The following is a 15,717-nucleotide window of genomic DNA, read 5'->3' as shown; positions in this document are numbered from 1 at the left end:
CCGGAAGGCCGCTCCCCTGTCGACATATGATCCTTTCGTTTGGTATTTGGCCCGATTGTCGGAAGGCGCCCATGTCCCACCCCCTCAGCCGGCGGGCCGCCCTGCTGGGCGCCGCGGCCGTGGCCGGAGTCGCCCTCTGGGACGAACCGGCCAGTGGGGCAGCCCGGCGGGCCGCGTTCGACGCCGCGCGCGAGCGGTGGGTGAGCCTGCTAGCCGGCGGGCGGTTCGACGCCGACTACGCCGCCGAGACGCGGGCCGTCGAGGGCTCGGCCAACGCGGTGCTGCGCAAGCTGAAGCCGTCGGGCGGCCGCCGCCCCAGCCTCTGGCCCGACCTGCCGCTGGACGACCCCCGCACGGGCAACTTCAACCGCGCCTACAACCGCATGCGCACGCTGGCGCTGGGCTGGGCCACGCCGGGCACCGCCATGCACCGGGACGAGCGGGTCGCCGAGACCGCGGTCAGGGCGCTGGACTTCCTGTACGAGCACGCCTACCACGAGGGGCTCGACCGGCGGGGCAGCAACTGGTTCTGGTGGGAGATCGGCGTGCCGCGCTCGCTGACCGACACCTGCGCCCTGCTGTACGACGGCCTGCCCGGCGACCGGCTGAGGCGCTGGCTGCGGCCGGTGCGGCGGTGGTGCCCCGATCCGGAGCGGCGCGTCAGCCATCCCGGCGTCGTCGAGACCGGCGCCAACCGGGCGGGCAAGGCGATGGCGGTGGCGATGCGCGGCCTGCTCACCCATGACGCGCGCCTGGTCAGGCGGGCCAAGGACGCGGTCTCCGACCTGTTGCGGACGACCCGGGGCCCGGGTGACGGCTTCTACCGTGACGGGTCGTTCATCCAGCACGACGTGTACCCGTACAACGGCAGCTACGGCGTGGACTACTTGGAGAGCGTGGCCAAGCTGATCGCCATGCTGGCCCGCTCCCCCTGGGAGATCCCCGACATCGGGAACGTCTACGACATCGTGGACCGCTCCTTCCTGCCGTTCGTCGTCGACGGGCTGATGATGGACTGCGTGCGCGGCCGGGCGATCTCGCGGCAGGGCCACCGCGACTACCACGCGGGCCAGAAGACCGTCGAGGCCGTCCTCACCCTGCTGGAGGCGGCCCCCGAACGCCACGCCCGGCGCTGGAAGCCGCTGGTGAAGGGCTGGCTGACGCGCAACCGGGCGATCCCGTACGAGTCGCTCGCGCCGCTGGCGAGCATCGCCAAGGCCCGCGCCCTGCTGGAGGACCCGTCGGTGCCGGTCGGCCCGCGCCTGACGGGCACGTACGTGTTCGCCGACATGGACCGGGTCGTGCACCACCGCCCCACCTGGGCGTTCGCGATCGCGATGAGCTCGGAGCGGATCGGCGCGGCCGAGGCCATGAACCGGGAGAACCTGCGCGGCTGGTACACCGGCGACGGCATGACGTACCTCTACACCGACGACCTCACGCACTGGAACGACGAGCTGTGGCCGACGATCGACCCGTACCGGCTGCCGGGCACGACGGTCGACAGGCGCAGGCGCGGCGAGCTGCGGCACGGCGAGCGCCGCCTGCCGCCCACGCCGTGGGCGGGCGGGGTGGCGCTCGACGGCGAGTACGGCGCGGCGGCGATGAAGCTGGTCGCCAAGGGCTCCTCGCTGCGGGCCAAGAAGGCGTGGTTCCTGCTGGACGACGCGGTCGTCGCGCTCGGCACGGGCATCGCCGCCTCCGACGGCCGCCGCGTCGAGACCGTCGTGGAGAACCGCAACACCCACGACCGCCATCCGCCGCTGACCCGGGGCGACGGCTGGGTGCACCTGGCCGGTGTGGCCGGTTACGCGCTGCTCGACGACGCGAAGCCGAAGGTGGTCCGGGAGAAGCGCACCGGCCGCTGGCGCGACATCGACAGGGGCGCCACCACGGGCGGCGACGGCACCCCGGTCACCCGGCACTACACGACGATCGTGATCGACCACGGCGAGGACCCGGACAAGGCGCGGTACGCCTACGCCGTGCTGCCCGGCGCCCGTGTCACGCAGACCGCGGCCTACCGGGGCCGGGTGGAGGTCCTGGCCAACTCCGGGTCGGTGCAGGCGATCGCCCGCGACGACCTGCTCGCCGCCGTCTTCTGGCGGGCGGCGACGGTCGAGACCCCGTACGGGCCGCTGAAGGCCGACGGTCCGTGCGCGCTGGTGCTCCGCCGCGACCACGACCGGCTGCGGCTCGCGGTCTCGGACCCGTCGCGGAGCGCCGACGAGGTGCGGATCACGCTGCCGTGGGAGGTGCGTTCGGTCGCGGAGGCCGACCGGGGCGTGCGCAGGGCCGGGAAGTCGGTCAAGGTGGAGCTGCGCGGCGCCCGAGGCCACACCCGTACGGCGGCGCTGCGGCTGCGCGTCGCCGGGCAGCACTTTCCCGCCTGACAAGTCCTGACAGATCACACATAACCAGGACGTACGCGGCGGCCCCTGTGCCATCCTTGATCGACAGTCGCGTCCCGGCCGGGAGCCACCATGACCACCGTGTCCCTGATCGTGCCCTGCTACAACGCCACCAAGACCCTGCGCCTGTGCCTGGAGGCCGTGCTCGCGCAGACCCGGCTGCCCGACGAGATCGTCGTCGTCGACGACGCCAGCACCGACGGCTCGGCCGAGCTGGCCGAGGAGCTCGGCTGCCGGGTCGTGCGGATACCCGTCAACCGCGGCGTGTCGGCCGCCCGCAACACCGGCGCCGACGCCACCACCGGCGACGTAATCTTCTACCTGGACTCCGACGTGGCGCTGCGGCCCGACGCCGTCGCCAACGCGCTGGCGATCCTCGACGGCGACCCGGACGTGGGCTGCGTGCACGGCGTGTACGACACCGAGCCGCTCATCGACGACGGCCCCGCCGAGTGGTACCGCATCCTGCACGCCGTCCACTGGCGGCGCCGCCACCTGGGCGAGGTCAACAGCGTCGTGTTCGCGCTGGCCGCCATCCGCCGCGACGTCCTGCTCGGCGCCGGCCGCTTCGACGAGAGCCTGCGCGACTGCGAGGACGTCGAGTACAGCAGCCGCCTGGCCGTCCGCAGCCGGATCGTGCTCACCGACACCGTGGTCGGCCGGCACGACGACGGCAGCGACCTGCTGCCGATCCTCGGCGAGCAGTGGCGGCGCGCGCTGCCGCTCATCCCGCTCGCGCTGGCCACCAACCGGCGCGGCGCCGCCAAGCCCGAGCACGCCAACCGGCCCACCGGCATCCTGGCCTGCGCGCTCGCGCTGGCGTGCCTGCCGCTCGGCCTGCTGTCGCCCGCGCTGCTCGCCGTGCCCGCCGCGCTGGTGGCCGGGTTCGTGCTGGCCGACGTGGAGCTGGTCCGGTTCGTGCACGGCAGGCGCGGCCCGGCGTTCACCGCGTACTTCATGGGCGTGCACCTGGCCGTGCACGTGGTGCTCGTGACCGGGCTGGCCGTCGGGTCGCTGCGGGTGCTGCCGGGGCTCAGGAAGAGGTACGCGTGAGCCGCCCGAGCGCGGCCTCGTAGCACGCCACGGTCTCGCGGGCGGCCCGCTCCCAGCTCAGGCCCTCGCTCACCAGCCGCCTGCCGCGCTCGGCCAGCTCCCCGGCGAGCCGCGCGTCGGTCATGACCGCCAGCACGCCGCGCGCGATGTCGGCCGGATCACCGGCACGGACGAACCGGCACGCCGGCCGGTCCGGGTCGCCGAGGAAGATCCGCGAGAACCCGTCGCCCAGCACCACCGGCCTGCCCAGCGCCATCGCCTCGGTCGCCACCAGCCCGAACGGCTCGAACAGCGACGGGAACACGCACGCGTCGGCCATCGCGTAGAACTCCAGCAGCTCCCGCCCGCCGACGAACCGGCCCGGGGCCAGCACGGTCAGCCCCGACGCGGCGGCGATCCGCTCGACGCCCGCCACGTCCCCCTCGCCCACCAGCACCAGCCGCACGCCCGGCAGCCCGGCGGCGATCTCCGGCAACGCCTCCAGGAGCTGGTAGACGCCCTTCTGCCGCTCGATCCGGCCGACGAACAGCAGCACCGGATCGCCCGCCGCGATCCCCAGCCGCACCCGCAGGCCCGCCGCCGCCTCGTCCAGGTCGGCCCGGTCGAAGCCCGGATCGGCGACCAGGTGCTCGAACGTGCCGCCCAGCGGCACCACGTCGATCGGCGTGCGGTCCCACCCGGCCGCCACGAGCTGGTCGCGCACCTCCGGCGTGGCCACCACCACCCGGCGGGAGATCCGCGCCAGCCACCGCTCCAGCGCCGCGAACAGGCCCAGCGGGTCCGGGATGCTGCGCTGCTCGGCGACCCCGTACTCGGTCGTGTGGACGTGCAGCACGACCGGCAGCCTCAGCGCGTAGTGGCACAGCAGCGCAGCCAGGAAGTTCGTCGAGTCGTGCACCGCGACCAGGTCGGGGCGCGCCGACCGGCGCAGCCGCAGGAAGTAGCGCCAGTTGCTCGCCACCACGGTCAGCGCCAGCAGCAGGAACTCCACGCCCTTGGTGCGGTTGAGCCGCCTGCGCCGGCCGATCGCGCCGAGGAGGCGGCCCAGCGGCCGGTGCACGGTGATGCCCGGCAGCCGCTCCTCGGCCGTCTGGCGGCCGTCGTTCAGCGTGAAGACGGCCAGCCGGTGCCCGCGCGCCAGGTACGGGGTGATCAGCTCGGCGTAGCGGCCCAGCCCGGCGGTGATGTTGGGCGGGAACTGGTTGACGATGTAGGCGATCCTCATCGTTCGGCCTCCGGGCGACGGTAGAGCCGCGCGGCCACGACGCCGACGACGGCCACGAGGATGACATTGGACAGCGCGAACGCCAGCAGCCCGCCGGTCAGCCCCCACCAGGCGATGCACGCCACCTGGACGGCCAGCGCCGCCGGCGACCCGGCCAGCAGGCAGCCGACGAGCACCCGCGCGCCGCGCACCCCGTCCATCTGCAGGGCGACGGCGTAGAGGTTGAACACCATGTGGGCGCCGATCCCGGCCGCCGACAGCGCCATGAGGCCGACGGCGTACGGGTACTCGGCCCCCATCAGCAGGAAGAACACCGTGCTCGCCGCGAACGCGAACACCGCCGTGGCGGCGCCGACCAGCGGGGCGATCCGGGCGATGCGCCGCATGACGGCGGGTTTGTCGCTGGTGGCGAGCGCGGGCAGCAGCACCAGGCCGATCCCGTCGGTGAACACCACGCCGAGCAGCCGCTTGGGGAAGCCGTTGTAGACGGAGTACACGCCGACGTCGGCCGGGGCCGACCAGTGGTTGAGGAAGATCACGTCCACGCCGAACAGCACCGAGGTGAGCGCGGCGATGGCCGTCACGTACGCGCCGTGCCGGTAGAGCGCCCTGGCCAGCGGCGCCGACCAGGCACGCGGCCGCACCCCGGCGGCGGCCACGGCGACGGCGGCCAGGAGCAGGTTGGTGGCGATCAGCGCCAGCAGGTACGGCTCGGCGTCGCGCACGCCGAGCACGAGCAGGCAGAAGCCGGCCGCCGCCAGGTAGGCGAGCGCCACGCCGAGCTTGAGCCAGGCCACGAACGCGTAGCGGGCCAGCCCGCGCAGCAGGCTCTCGGTGAGCTGGTTGAGCGTCATCGACAGCGCCAGCGCGAGCGCGAACCCGAGCGTGCGGACGTCGACCCCGAGCAGGCCCGTCAGCAGCGGCGCGGCCAGCAGGCCCGCCGCCGCCAGCGCGACGCTCAGCGCCAGCGTGGCCAGCAGCGCGGTGGTGACCAGCGCGGGCCGGTCGGCCGGGTCGGCGCGCGGCAACTCCTGCAGCATGACGTAGTGCAGGCTGGTGAGCATGGCGACGGTGACGATCAGCGCGATCGTCAGCACGACGGTGAAGTGGCCGAACGCGGCGGCCCCGGCGCCCCGGGCGATGACGAGCGTGGTGGCGGCGGCGGTGCCGCTGGCCACCGTGCTCACCAGCGTGGGACCCGCCGCCCACCGGTGCCGGTCGAGCAGTCCGGCCAGGCGGGCGCGCGGCGCGGTCAGGTCGCCCACCGCGCGTGGGCCCGGCGGGCGAACTCCAGGTCGGCGGGCGTGTTGATGCCCCGTGCCTCGTCCGGGTCGGCCACCGGCACCACCCGCACCGGCCAGTCCAGATCCTGGGCCAGGTGCGGCAGGAACGGCAGGAAGTTCACCTCGCCGGTCGCCGCGCCGCGCCCGGCCCCCGCCGCGTAGCGGGCCCACGCCTCCTCCAGCCCGGCGGTGGCCAGGCAGAACACGCCGATGTCGCTGAGCCCGCCCGGACGGCACCGGTCGCCCTCGCGTGACATCAGCACCCGGGTCAGCCCGGCGGGCCCGAACTCGTACTCCACGTACGGGTCGGCCATCGCCACCAGCGGGAGCGTCACCCCCGGCCCGGTGTGGGCGGCGGCCACGGCGCGGACGGTGACGGGCGACAGGTTCGCCTGGTCGCCCCAGACGACGAGGATCGCGTCGTGGCCGCGCCAGTGCGGAGCCGCGCCGAAGATCGCGTCGCCCATGCCGGTCGGCTCGCGCTGCACGCTCACCGACACAGCGCCGGTGGCGAGCTCGGCGGCGGCCAGCTCCCGGAACGGCCCCACCCCGTCCGGGGAGAGCACGACGTGGACGTGCGCCACGGACGGCCGCAGCCGCCGGTGGAGCAGGTGCCAGACGGTGACGCCGTCCGCGACCTCGATCATGATCTTGGGGATGGCCTGGCCCAGCCTGGTCCCCCGGCCGGCCGCCGGGATCACCGCACAGATCCGGTCACTCACCGGCACTCACCTCTCGTTCGACGGCCTGTTCTACGGCCTGTTCCACGACGGGCACGAGCTCGCGCAGATCGCGTACGGCCACCGCTCCCGGGGCCGGCGCGGCCGTGTGGACGTGCAGCGTGACCAGCCCCGCGCCGGTCGCGGACGCCACCCCGTGCGCCGAGTCCTCCACCGCCACCGCGTCGGCCGCCTCGACGCCCCACAGGCGGCAGGCGTGGGCGTAGAACTCCGGGTCGGGCTTGGCCGAGGCGACGTCGTCGGCGGTGAGCACGCCGGCGAAGTGGCGGCCCAGCCCGCTCGCCGCGAGGACGCGCTCGACGGAGCCCCGGCTGCCGCTGGTCACCAGGTAGGCGGCCAGGCCCGCGCGGGCGAGCGCGCCGAGGAGCCGGTGCGCGCCGGGGAAGACCGCGACCCGGCCCGCCGCCACCTGCTCGCGGTAGCGGAGCTGCTTGCGCCGGGCCAGCTCGGCGGCCACGTCCGGGTCGGCGACCAGCCGGGCGGCCACCTCGGCGGTGCTCGCCCCGGCGTGCGCGGCGTAGCGGAAGGAGGCCAGCGCGGCGGGCGCGAGCTCGGCGATCGCCTGCCGGAACGCGGCCTCGTGGGCGGGGCCGGAGTCCACCAGCGTCCCGTCGAGGTCGCACAGCCAGACCCGCCGCCCGGAGACGGCGGCTCGCAGAGGGGCGCTCATCCGGCCCGCGCCAGGCTCGTCCCGGCCCGCACCGCCGCCAGCGCCTCCACCGTGCGGGCGCCGCTGTGCGTGCCCGGCCTGCGCTCGTCCTCCAGGTCGGCCGCCACCCAGCGGGCCCCCGGCAGCCCGGCGCGGGGCGGCAGCGTCCGGCCGTGGCACAGCACGTGGGTGACGGTGCCGCGCTCGTTGCCCGGGTCGCGCAGGTACGTCAGCGTGCGGCCGACCAGGTCGGCGGCGGTCAGGCCCTGGCTGTCGTGGTCGTCGCGCAGGTTCACGACGAACACCTTGGCCGCCGCCCGGCTGCCCGCGATCGCCTCGGCGACGCCCGGCGTCAGGTAGCTCGGCAGCAGCGACGAGTGCGGCGTGCCCGGCCCGTACACGATGAGGTCGGTGTCGCGCAGCGCGGCCAGCGCGCGCGGGTTCGGCGTGATCGTGGCGGCCCGCCGGGCCAGCTCAGTGCCAGTGAGTGGGCCGGTGAGCGGGCCGGTGAGCGGGCCGGTGATCGGCTCTCTCAGGAGGAACAGCCCGGTGATCGGCTCGGCGCTCTGCGGGCCGACGATGTCGGCCTCGTCGGCCAGCAGCGTCCCGTCGGCCTTGACCGCCGCCAGGTAGGCGTTCTCGCCGCCGGTCACGTTCTCCAACGCGACGGGCGAGCCGAACATCTCGGCGCAGGCGCGCACGGCCGCGTTGAAGTCACGGTCCAGGCGCAGGTACGCCCCGGCGAGCACGAGGTTGCCGAGCGCGCAGTCGGCCAGGTCGAGCCCGTCCGGGCGGGCGGCCAGCCGGGCGGCGAACACCTTCAGGTCGCGCACGATCGGCTCCAGGCCGGGCCCGGCCGCCGCCAGCTCGTCGATCAGGCGGCCCAGGTCGGCCGGGGTGGCGCCGCCGGGCAGCCGGCGCTCCAGCAGGGCCAGGCGCGGGTCTCCGGCGTCGAGGTGGAGCAGCAGGTTCTTGCGGAAGTCCGACGGGCCGAGCATGCCCGGCAGGTAGCGGCGCAGCGCCCCGGTGGACAGCCCGTTGTCGTAGCCGTTGATCAGCAGGGTGAGCGCGGCGCCGGGCGTGGCGAGCAGCCGGCGGGCGATGCTGGCCGCGCCCCGGCCGCCGCCGAACATCGTGACCCGCCACGGGGCCTGCTGCTGCGGGGCCATCAGCGCTCCTCGGCGGGCAGCGGCGCGCGCAGCACCCCGCGGCGTAACAGCCGGTGCCGGAAGCCGAGGTAGGCGACGAACAGCGCGCGGTCGAGCGCGCCGCGCGCGAACCGCCAGCCTCGCCGGCCGCCGCCGCGTGCGCGGTGCCGGATGGGGATCTCCACCCAGGTGTGGCCGAGCTCGGTGACGCGGGCGGTGATCTCGGTGGAGCAGTTCATGCCGCCGGATTCGAGCGGCACCGAGCGCAGCAGCGGGCCGCGTACCAGCTTGAAGATGGAGTTGAAGTCGCGGAAGCGGGTGCCGTGCAGGGCGTTGCTGACGGCGCCGCTGGCGGCCGACCCCCACCGGTAGGGGAGGCTGTCGGCCTTCCTGAGCCGGGCGCCGGAGAACGCCACGCCGTCGCCCGCCAGCGCGCGGGGCAGGAAGCGGTCCAGCTCGGCGATCGGGAACTGGCCGTCGGAGTCGAGCAGCACCACCCAGTCCAGGCGGGTCGCGGCGATCGCCGCCGCGATCGCCGCCCCGGCGCCCCGGTTGCGGCCGAACGTGACGACGACCAGCTCCGGCACGTCCTCCCGCAGGTCGCGCAGGATGGCGCCGGTCCCGTCGGAGCTGCCGTCGTCGCACACGACGATCTCCCACGCGCCCACCGCCGGGTGGCCGCGCAGGTAGTCGCGCCACTCCCGGACGGAGGCCGCGATGTTGGCCGCCTCGTTGTAGGCGGGCGCCGCGACCGAGACGTCGATGGTGCGGGGCAAGGGTCACCTCCGTGAAGTCGTACGCCTGCCTCAGGGCCGGGGCGCGAGCAGGCGGCCGATCCAGCGGTCCAGGGGCAGCAGGTTGATCACCACGACGATCGGGACGTGCGCGAGCGTGAAGACGATCGCCGCGCCGAACGAGATGGGACCGCCGGTGAACAGGTTGATGTGCGGGGCGTCGATCAGCTCGGGGATCTCGACGGGGTTGACGACCTGCCACATGACGTCCAGGAACCCCGAGAACACGATGACGACGCCGCTGGCCATGATCTTCAGCGTGCGGCCGGGGCTGCCGCCGGCCAGCCGGTAGGCGGAGGCGACGGTGAGCACGATTCCCGGATAGAGCAGCAGATAGAGATGGGTGTAGAAGCTGTCGCCCTGGAGCCGTGCGCCGTCGCCGTAATAGAACCAGCTGACGCGCGGAATGAGATAGCCGGTGAAGAACAGGAACGGCACGCAGAGCAGCCAGTGCAGGCGCGGCGACACGTACGGGAAGAACGCGATCGCGACGCACAGGCAGACGAAGGCGGCGAGCCGGGCGACGAGGTCCCAGGTGTTGCCGATCTCGCGGGCGTGCGGGGTGGCGAGCCAGACGAACACGAAGCCGCCGGCGCCCACGGCCAGGGCGATCCACCACACGTGAGCTGCCCACCGGCGTGACGGGGGCCCGTCGTAGGCCGTCATTCGGATCGCGCGCCTCTCGTCAGACCTCCTCATGGGAGCGCTCCCACGAGCTTGCCAGTGCCCAGTATGGCACCGGCAAGCGGAATTCGGGGCGCAGATATCGGATATTAAGCATTCCGAAAATAGTCAGGCGTTGTCTGGAATTTCAGTAAACAGAGGAAATAGGAGGTAGTGGGGATATGGAACGGTCCGAGCGAGTCGTCACCCGGTCAGGTCGCGGCGTTGCCGCATGCGGCCCTCCGCGTCGAGCTCGACGACCGTCCCGGCGCCGATCCGCTCCAGGAACGCGACGTCGTGGCTGACGACGAGCAGCGCGCCCCGGTAGGCGTCGAGCGCCTCGGCGAGCTGCTCGACGCTGGCGAGGTCGAGGTTGTTCGTCGGCTCGTCCAGGATCAGGAGCTGGGCGGGCGGCTCCGCCAGCAGGAGCCGCGCGAGCGCGACGCGGAACCGCTCGCCGCCCGACAGCGTGCGCACCGGACGGTCGGCGCTGTCGCCCCGCAGCAGCAGCCGGGCGAGCTGGTTGCGGATCGTGCCCTGCGCCGCCCCGGGGGCGACCGCGCCCACGTTCGCCATCGCGCTCGCCTCGTCGTCGAGCCCGTCGAGCCGCTGCGGCAGGTAGCCGACGAGCTCGGTCAGCAGCCGCCCGTACGGCCTGCCGGGCACGGGCTCCGAGCCCCGGAGAAGCTGCTCGACCAGCGTCGACTTGCCGCTGCCGTTGGCCCCGACGAGCGCCACCCGCTCCGGCCCCTGGATCACCACGGTCAGGTCCCCGTCGTGCAGCTCGGCGATCCGCCGCCCGCGCGGCACGCCGGGATCGGGCAGCACCAGGCTGATGTGCTCCTCGTCGCGCACCCGCGCGTCGGCGGCGTCGGCCGCCGCCTGCGCGGCCTGCACCTTGTCGTCGAGCGTCGAGCGCAACGACCCGGCCGACGCCTGCGCCCGGCTGGCGCGGTTGCCCGCCAGGATGCGCGGGATGCCGCCGTCCTTCTGCGTCTTCTTCGCGGTGCGCTCCCTGCGCGCCAGCTTCGTCTCGGCCTCGATCCGCTGCCGCTTCTCGACCTTGAGCGCCTGCTGGGCCGACCGCGCCGCCTGGACCGCCGCCGCCTGCTCCTGCTCCCGGTGCTCGTTCCAGGCGCTGTACGGGCCGCCGAAGGTGTCGAGGGAGCCGGCGTGCAGCTCGGCGGTGTGGTCCATGCGCTCCAGCAGTTCGAGGTCGTGGCTGACCACGACGAGCGTGCCCGGCCACTGGTCGACGAAGCCGGCGAGCTTGGCGCGGGTCGGCCGGTCGAGGTTGTTGGTGGGCTCGTCGAGCAGCGTGATCGGGGTGCGGCGGACGCGCAGCCCGGTGATGGCGATGAGCATCGCCTCCCCGCCGGAGACCTCGGCCACGCGGCGGCCGAGATCCGCGGCGGTGAACCCGATCTGGTGCAGGGCCTCGTCGGCGCGGGACTCGATGTCCCAGTCGTCGCCGATCGTGTCGAAGTGGCGCTCGTCGACGTCGCCGGACTCGACGGCCCTGATCGCGGCGATGACCTCGTCGATGCCGAGCAGCTCGGCGATCGTCGTGTCGTGCCGGAGCGTGAGCGTCTGCGGCAGGTAGCCGACCTCGCCGGCGGTCTCGACGTGTCCCGAGGTCGGCTTCAGCAGGCCGGCGATCAGGCGCAGCAGCGTCGACTTCCCGGCGCCGTTGCGGCCGATCAGACCGGTGCGCCCGGCGCCGAACGTGCCGTTGACGCCCGAGAGCGCGACGGCGCCGTCCGGCCACTCGAAGGACAGGTCGCGGAAGGTGATGACAGACTTGGACATGGGTGAAGTGCTCTTCCCGTCAGCTACGGAGGGGATTCGCGCGTTCGCGGGCACGAATCGGGGACCGGAACCGGTGCGAGCGTGCCGGAGAGCCCGGACGCGGCGGGTCGACACCCCACAGGGCGGACACACGCTCCCGCGTCGGGAGAAACGGTCATGCACCGGCGCGGGCACCCGCCCTGCGCCGATGGAAGCCACCGGCAGCTCGGTGGCTAGATTCTGTCGACCTCGATCTCCATGACGGCCATGCTAACCCATGCGGTCACCCTGCCCGCCGGGGACCGTACGCGCCGAGCCCCGTCACCCCACCGAGGAGTTCCCCATGCATGACGACCGCGCGCTGGTCGAAGCCCGGCTCAAGCGGGTGCTCGACGAGCGCATCCGCCCCGCGGTGTACCCGGAGTCCGTGCCCCTGGACGTGGCCGTGTGGCACGCGCCCGGCGAGCCCGTGAGCGTGGCCGAGGGGCTGGCCGCCGTCCCCGGCCCGATCGCCGCCGGAGACGCCTGGGGCGCGCCGTGGGGCACGAGCTGGTTCACCGTCACCGGCACCGTCCCTTCGGCCTGGCGCGGCCGCATCGTGGAGGCCGTCCTCGACCTGGGCTTCGACGAGAACATGCCCGGCTTCCAGTGCGAGGGGCTCGTCCACCTGCCCGACGGCAGCCCGGTCAAGGGGCTCAACCCGCGCAACCAGTGGGTGCGCGTCGCCGCGCCCGCGCGGGGCGGCGAGAGCGTGCGGCTGCACGTCGAGGCCGCCTCCAACCCGGTCATCCTCGGCCATCCCCTGTTCCGGCCCACCGCGCTCGGCGACCGGGACACCGCCGGGACCGCGCCGCTGTACCGGCTGGGCCGCATGGACCTGGCGGTCTTCGACCGGACCGTGTGGGACCTCGTCCTCGACCTGGAGGTGCTGGGCGAGCTGATGGCGGAGCTGCCGGTGGACGGCGCCCGCCGCTGGGACGTGCTGCGCGCCGTGGGCCGCGCCCTGGACCGGATCGACCTCCAGGACGTCAACGCCACGGCCGCCGCCGCCCGCGCCGAGCTGGCCGGGGTGCTCGCCGTGCCGGCCGCGCCGTCGGCGCACCGGATCAGCGCCGTCGGGCACGCCCACATCGACTCGGCCTGGCTGTGGCCGCTGCGCGAGACCGTCCGCAAGGTGGCCCGCACCGCCGCGAACATGACCGCGCTGCTGGCCGACGAGCCCGGCTTCGTCTTCGCCATGTCGCAGGCCCAGCAGTGGGCCTGGATCAAGGAGCACCGGCCGCAGGTGTGGGCCCAGGTCGTCAAGGCCGTGGCCGAGGGGCGGTTCGTCCCGGCGGGCGGCATGTGGGTGGAGTCCGACACGAACATGCCCGGCTCGGAGGCGATGGCCCGGCAGTTCGTCCACGGCAAGCGCTTCTTCATCGACGAGTTCGGCATCGACAACGAGGAGGCCTGGCTGCCCGACACGTTCGGCTTCGCCGCCGGGCTCCCCCAGATCATCAAGGCCGCCGGGGCCAGGCGCCTGCTCACGCAGAAGATCTCGTGGAGCCGGGTCAACAGGTTCCCGCACCACACGTTCCTGTGGGAGGGCATCGACGGCACGCGGATCTTCACGCACTTCCCGCCGGTCGACACCTACAACTGCTCGATGAAGGGCGGCGAGCTGGCCCACGCCGCGCGCAACTTCCGCGAGAAGGGCGCGGCCCGCCACTCCCTGGCGCCCACCGGCTGGGGTGACGGCGGGGGCGGCACCACGCGCGAGATGGTCGGCAAGGCGGCCCGCCTGCGCGACCTGGAGGGCTCCCCCACCGTCACCTGGGAGACCCCGGCCGCGTTCTTCGCCAGGGCCGAGGCCGACTACCCGAACCCGCCCGTGTGGGTGGGCGAGCTCTACCTGGAGCTGCACCGCGCCACGCTGACCAGCCAGGCCGGGACCAAGCAGGGCAACCGGCTGTGCGAGGCGCTGCTGCGCGAGGCCGAGCTGTGGGCGGCCACCGCCGCCGTCCGCGCCGGGGCGCCGTACCCGTACGAGCAGCTCGACCGCGTGTGGAAGACGGTGCTGCTGCACCAGTTCCACGACATCCTGCCCGGCTCGTCCATCGCCTGGGTGCACCGCGAGGCGCGCGACACGTACGCGAGGCTGGCGCGCGAGCTGGAGGGGATCGTGCTGGCGGCGCAGCGGGCGCTGGCGGGCGACGCCCCGGCGGGCGGGCGGCTGGTGTTCAACGCGGCCCCGCACGCCCGGCGCGGCGTGCCGGCGGGCGGCGCGGCCCCGGCCGAGCCAGCGCCGGCCGTGACCGTGCGCCCGCGCGACGGCGGCGGGTACGTGCTCGACGACGGGCTGGTCCGGGCCGAGATCGACGGGCGCGGCCTGATCGTCTCCGCCTACGACCACCGCGCCCGCCGCGAGAGCCTGCCGCCCGGCGACGCCGCCGCCCTGCTCCAGCTCCACCAGGACCTGCCCAACAGGTGGGACGCCTGGGACGTGGACGAGTTCTACCGCAACACCGTCACCGACCTGACCTCCGTGGACGACCTCACGGCCGACGGCCGGGCCGTCCGCGTCACCCGGTCCTTCGGCTCCTCCTCCGTCATCCAGACGTACACGCTGGCCGCAGGCCGGATCGAGGTGCGGACCGAGGTGGACTGGCACGAGACGGAGAAGCTCCTCAAGATGGCCTTCCCGCTCGACGTGCGCGCCGACCGCTACGCCGCCGAGACCCAGTACGGCCACGTCCAGCGCCCCACGCACACGAACACGAGCTGGGAGGCGGCCAGGTTCGAGGCGTGCAACCACCGGTTCGTCCACGTGGAGGAGCCCGGCTGGGGGGCGGCGGTGGTGACCGCGTCCACGTACGGGCACGACGTGACCCGGGCGGTGCGCGACGACGGCGGCACGACCACGACGGTGCGGGTGTCGCTGCTGCGCGCGCCGCGCTTCCCCGACCCGGAGACCGACCAGGGGGCGCACGCCTTCGTCCACGCGCTGGTGCCGGGCGCGGCGATCGGCGACGCGGTGCGCGAGGGCTACTTCCTCACGCTGCCCGAGCGCGAGCTGCCCGGCGACGTCCCGGTGGCGCCGCTCGTCACGATCGGCGACGAGGCCGTGGTGATCACCGCGGTGAAGCTGGCCGACGACGGCAGCGGCGACGTGGTCGTCCGCTTCCACGAGTCGCGCGGCGGCCGGGCGGCGACGACGCTCAGGGCCGGGTTCCCGGTCGGCACGGTGACGGCGACGGACCTGCTGGAGCGGCCGCTGCGCGAGCTGCCGCACGAGGTGCCGCACGAGGACGGGACTGTCGCGCTGACGCTGCGCCCGTTCGAGCTGGTCACGCTGCGCCTGACCCGCCGCTGATCAGCGGTCGGCGGCGGAGATCGTCCTGATGGCGTAGTCGATGGCCGTGGCGATGCGCCGGGGGTCGTGCCCGGCGCGTTCGCGCAGGCGCAGCCCGAGCACGGTGGTGAACAGCAGCTCCACGGCGGCCTCGACGTCCAGCGCGGCGGGCAGGTCGCCGTCGTGGACGCCGCGCCGCAGCAGGGACGCCAGGGTCTCGCGGGTGACGTCGAAGGCGGCCTCGGTCTTCTGCCGCACGCCGGGGTCGGTGGTGCCGAGCTCGGCGGCCGTGTTGACGACGAAGCAGCCCCGGCCGGCGTCGTGGCCGACCATCCAGTGGAGCCAGTCGCGCAGGACCTCGACGCTCGCGCCGGGCGCGTTGAGCCGCTCCTCGGCCTGCGTGGACTCGGTGGCCCGGTAGTGGTCGAGCGTGCGCAGGAACAGCGCGCGCTTGTCGGTGAAGGTGCGGTAGAGGCTGCTCTGCTTGAGGTCGAGCTCGGCGCCGAGGTCGCGGACCGACGTGGCGTTGTAGCCGCGACGCCAGAACAGGTCCGTGGCCTTGGCGATCACCTCTTGCTCGTCGAACTCCCTGGGTCGCGCCATGGTCGTCATCCTACCCCGTGTTGTGG

Annotated in this window: 12 protein-coding genes; 3 read left to right on the top strand and 9 right to left on the bottom strand. The window is 74.1% G+C overall.

The window, feature by feature from the left end; all coding sequences use genetic code 11:
• Positions 1 to 71 precede the first annotated feature (71 nt).
• Entirely contained in the window at positions 72 to 2,393 is a 2,322-nt protein-coding gene (locus AB0J53_RS29115) for a polysaccharide lyase 8 family protein (RefSeq protein ID WP_364178280.1), read from the top strand.
• A 90-nt stretch (positions 2,394 to 2,483) separates the two neighbouring features.
• Positions 2,484 to 3,464 (top strand): glycosyltransferase family 2 protein, encoded by a 981-nt coding sequence (locus AB0J53_RS29110; RefSeq protein ID WP_364178277.1) that lies wholly within the window; start codon positions 2,484 to 2,486, stop codon positions 3,462 to 3,464.
• Here AB0J53_RS29110 and AB0J53_RS29105 read toward each other — a convergent pair.
• The 8 genes from AB0J53_RS29105 to AB0J53_RS29070 form a co-directional block, all read right to left on the bottom strand.
• Positions 3,445 to 4,689, bottom strand: coding sequence for a glycosyltransferase family 4 protein (locus AB0J53_RS29105; protein WP_364178274.1), 1,245 nt, complete (start codon positions 4,687 to 4,689; stop codon positions 3,445 to 3,447). The genes AB0J53_RS29110 and AB0J53_RS29105 overlap by 20 nt on opposite strands.
• Positions 4,686 to 5,954, bottom strand: coding sequence for a hypothetical protein (locus AB0J53_RS29100; RefSeq protein WP_364178271.1), 1,269 nt, complete (start codon positions 5,952 to 5,954; stop codon positions 4,686 to 4,688). The genes AB0J53_RS29105 and AB0J53_RS29100 overlap by 4 nt, the downstream gene beginning before the upstream one ends.
• Positions 5,942 to 6,694, bottom strand: coding sequence for an NTP transferase domain-containing protein (locus AB0J53_RS29095; protein ID WP_364178268.1), 753 nt, complete (start codon positions 6,692 to 6,694; stop codon positions 5,942 to 5,944). Before AB0J53_RS29095 ends, AB0J53_RS29100 begins: the two co-directional genes overlap by 13 nt.
• Positions 6,687 to 7,382 (bottom strand): HAD family hydrolase, encoded by a 696-nt coding sequence (locus tag AB0J53_RS29090; RefSeq protein ID WP_364178265.1) that lies wholly within the window; start codon positions 7,380 to 7,382, stop codon positions 6,687 to 6,689. Before AB0J53_RS29090 ends, AB0J53_RS29095 begins: the two co-directional genes overlap by 8 nt.
• On the bottom strand, positions 7,379 to 8,530 hold the full coding sequence (locus AB0J53_RS29085) for a 2-phospho-L-lactate transferase CofD family protein (RefSeq protein ID WP_364178262.1): 1,152 nt from the start codon (positions 8,528 to 8,530) through the stop codon (positions 7,379 to 7,381). Before AB0J53_RS29085 ends, AB0J53_RS29090 begins: the two co-directional genes overlap by 4 nt.
• Positions 8,530 to 9,285, bottom strand: a complete 756-nt coding sequence (locus tag AB0J53_RS29080; RefSeq protein WP_364178259.1) for a glycosyltransferase family 2 protein — start codon at positions 9,283 to 9,285, stop codon at positions 8,530 to 8,532. Before AB0J53_RS29080 ends, AB0J53_RS29085 begins: the two co-directional genes overlap by 1 nt.
• 30 nt (positions 9,286 to 9,315) lie before the next feature.
• Positions 9,316 to 9,924 (bottom strand): hypothetical protein, encoded by a 609-nt coding sequence (locus AB0J53_RS29075; protein WP_308126123.1) that lies wholly within the window; start codon positions 9,922 to 9,924, stop codon positions 9,316 to 9,318.
• Between the two features lie 246 nt (positions 9,925 to 10,170).
• Positions 10,171 to 11,775, bottom strand: a complete 1,605-nt coding sequence (locus AB0J53_RS29070; protein WP_364178255.1) for an ABC-F family ATP-binding cassette domain-containing protein — start codon at positions 11,773 to 11,775, stop codon at positions 10,171 to 10,173.
• A 322-nt stretch (positions 11,776 to 12,097) separates the two neighbouring features.
• On the opposite strand from AB0J53_RS29070, the gene AB0J53_RS29065 reads away from it, so the two are divergent.
• Positions 12,098 to 15,109, top strand: coding sequence for a glycoside hydrolase family 38 C-terminal domain-containing protein (locus tag AB0J53_RS29065; protein ID WP_364178252.1), 3,012 nt, complete (start codon positions 12,098 to 12,100; stop codon positions 15,107 to 15,109).
• Here AB0J53_RS29065 and AB0J53_RS29060 read toward each other — a convergent pair whose 3' ends face one another.
• A complete protein-coding gene (locus tag AB0J53_RS29060) occupies positions 15,110 to 15,691 on the bottom strand; it encodes a TetR/AcrR family transcriptional regulator (protein WP_364178249.1) in 582 nt (193 codons plus the stop codon).
• Between the last annotated feature and the right edge of the window lie 26 nt (positions 15,692 to 15,717).

Origin of the sequence: Nonomuraea sp. NPDC049725, from assembly GCF_040674795.1 — a bacterium.
GTDB classification, from domain to species: domain Bacteria; phylum Actinomycetota; class Actinomycetes; order Streptosporangiales; family Streptosporangiaceae; genus Nonomuraea; species Nonomuraea ceibae.
The sequence above is the reverse complement of the archived record's forward strand: the minus strand, read 5'-3'. Positions and strand labels throughout refer to the sequence as shown.

Excerpts from the sequence above, each read along its gene's own strand:
- AB0J53_RS29065 (WP_364178252.1), top strand. The coding sequence starts at position 12,098 with ATGCATGACGACCGCGCGCTGGTCGAAGCCCGGCTCAAGCGGGTGCTC.
- AB0J53_RS29110 (WP_364178277.1), top strand. The coding sequence starts at position 2,484 with ATGACCACCGTGTCCCTGATCGTGCCCTGCTACAACGCCACCAAGACC.
- AB0J53_RS29090 (WP_364178265.1), bottom strand. The coding sequence starts at position 7,382 with ATGAGCGCCCCTCTGCGAGCCGCCGTCTCCGGGCGGCGGGTCTGGCTG.
- AB0J53_RS29070 (WP_364178255.1), bottom strand. The coding sequence starts at position 11,775 with ATGTCCAAGTCTGTCATCACCTTCCGCGACCTGTCCTTCGAGTGGCCG.
- AB0J53_RS29105 (WP_364178274.1), bottom strand. The coding sequence starts at position 4,689 with ATGAGGATCGCCTACATCGTCAACCAGTTCCCGCCCAACATCACCGCC.
- AB0J53_RS29085 (WP_364178262.1), bottom strand. The coding sequence starts at position 8,530 with ATGGCCCCGCAGCAGCAGGCCCCGTGGCGGGTCACGATGTTCGGCGGC.
- AB0J53_RS29115 (WP_364178280.1), top strand. The coding sequence starts at position 72 with ATGTCCCACCCCCTCAGCCGGCGGGCCGCCCTGCTGGGCGCCGCGGCC.
- AB0J53_RS29060 (WP_364178249.1), bottom strand. The coding sequence starts at position 15,691 with ATGGCGCGACCCAGGGAGTTCGACGAGCAAGAGGTGATCGCCAAGGCC.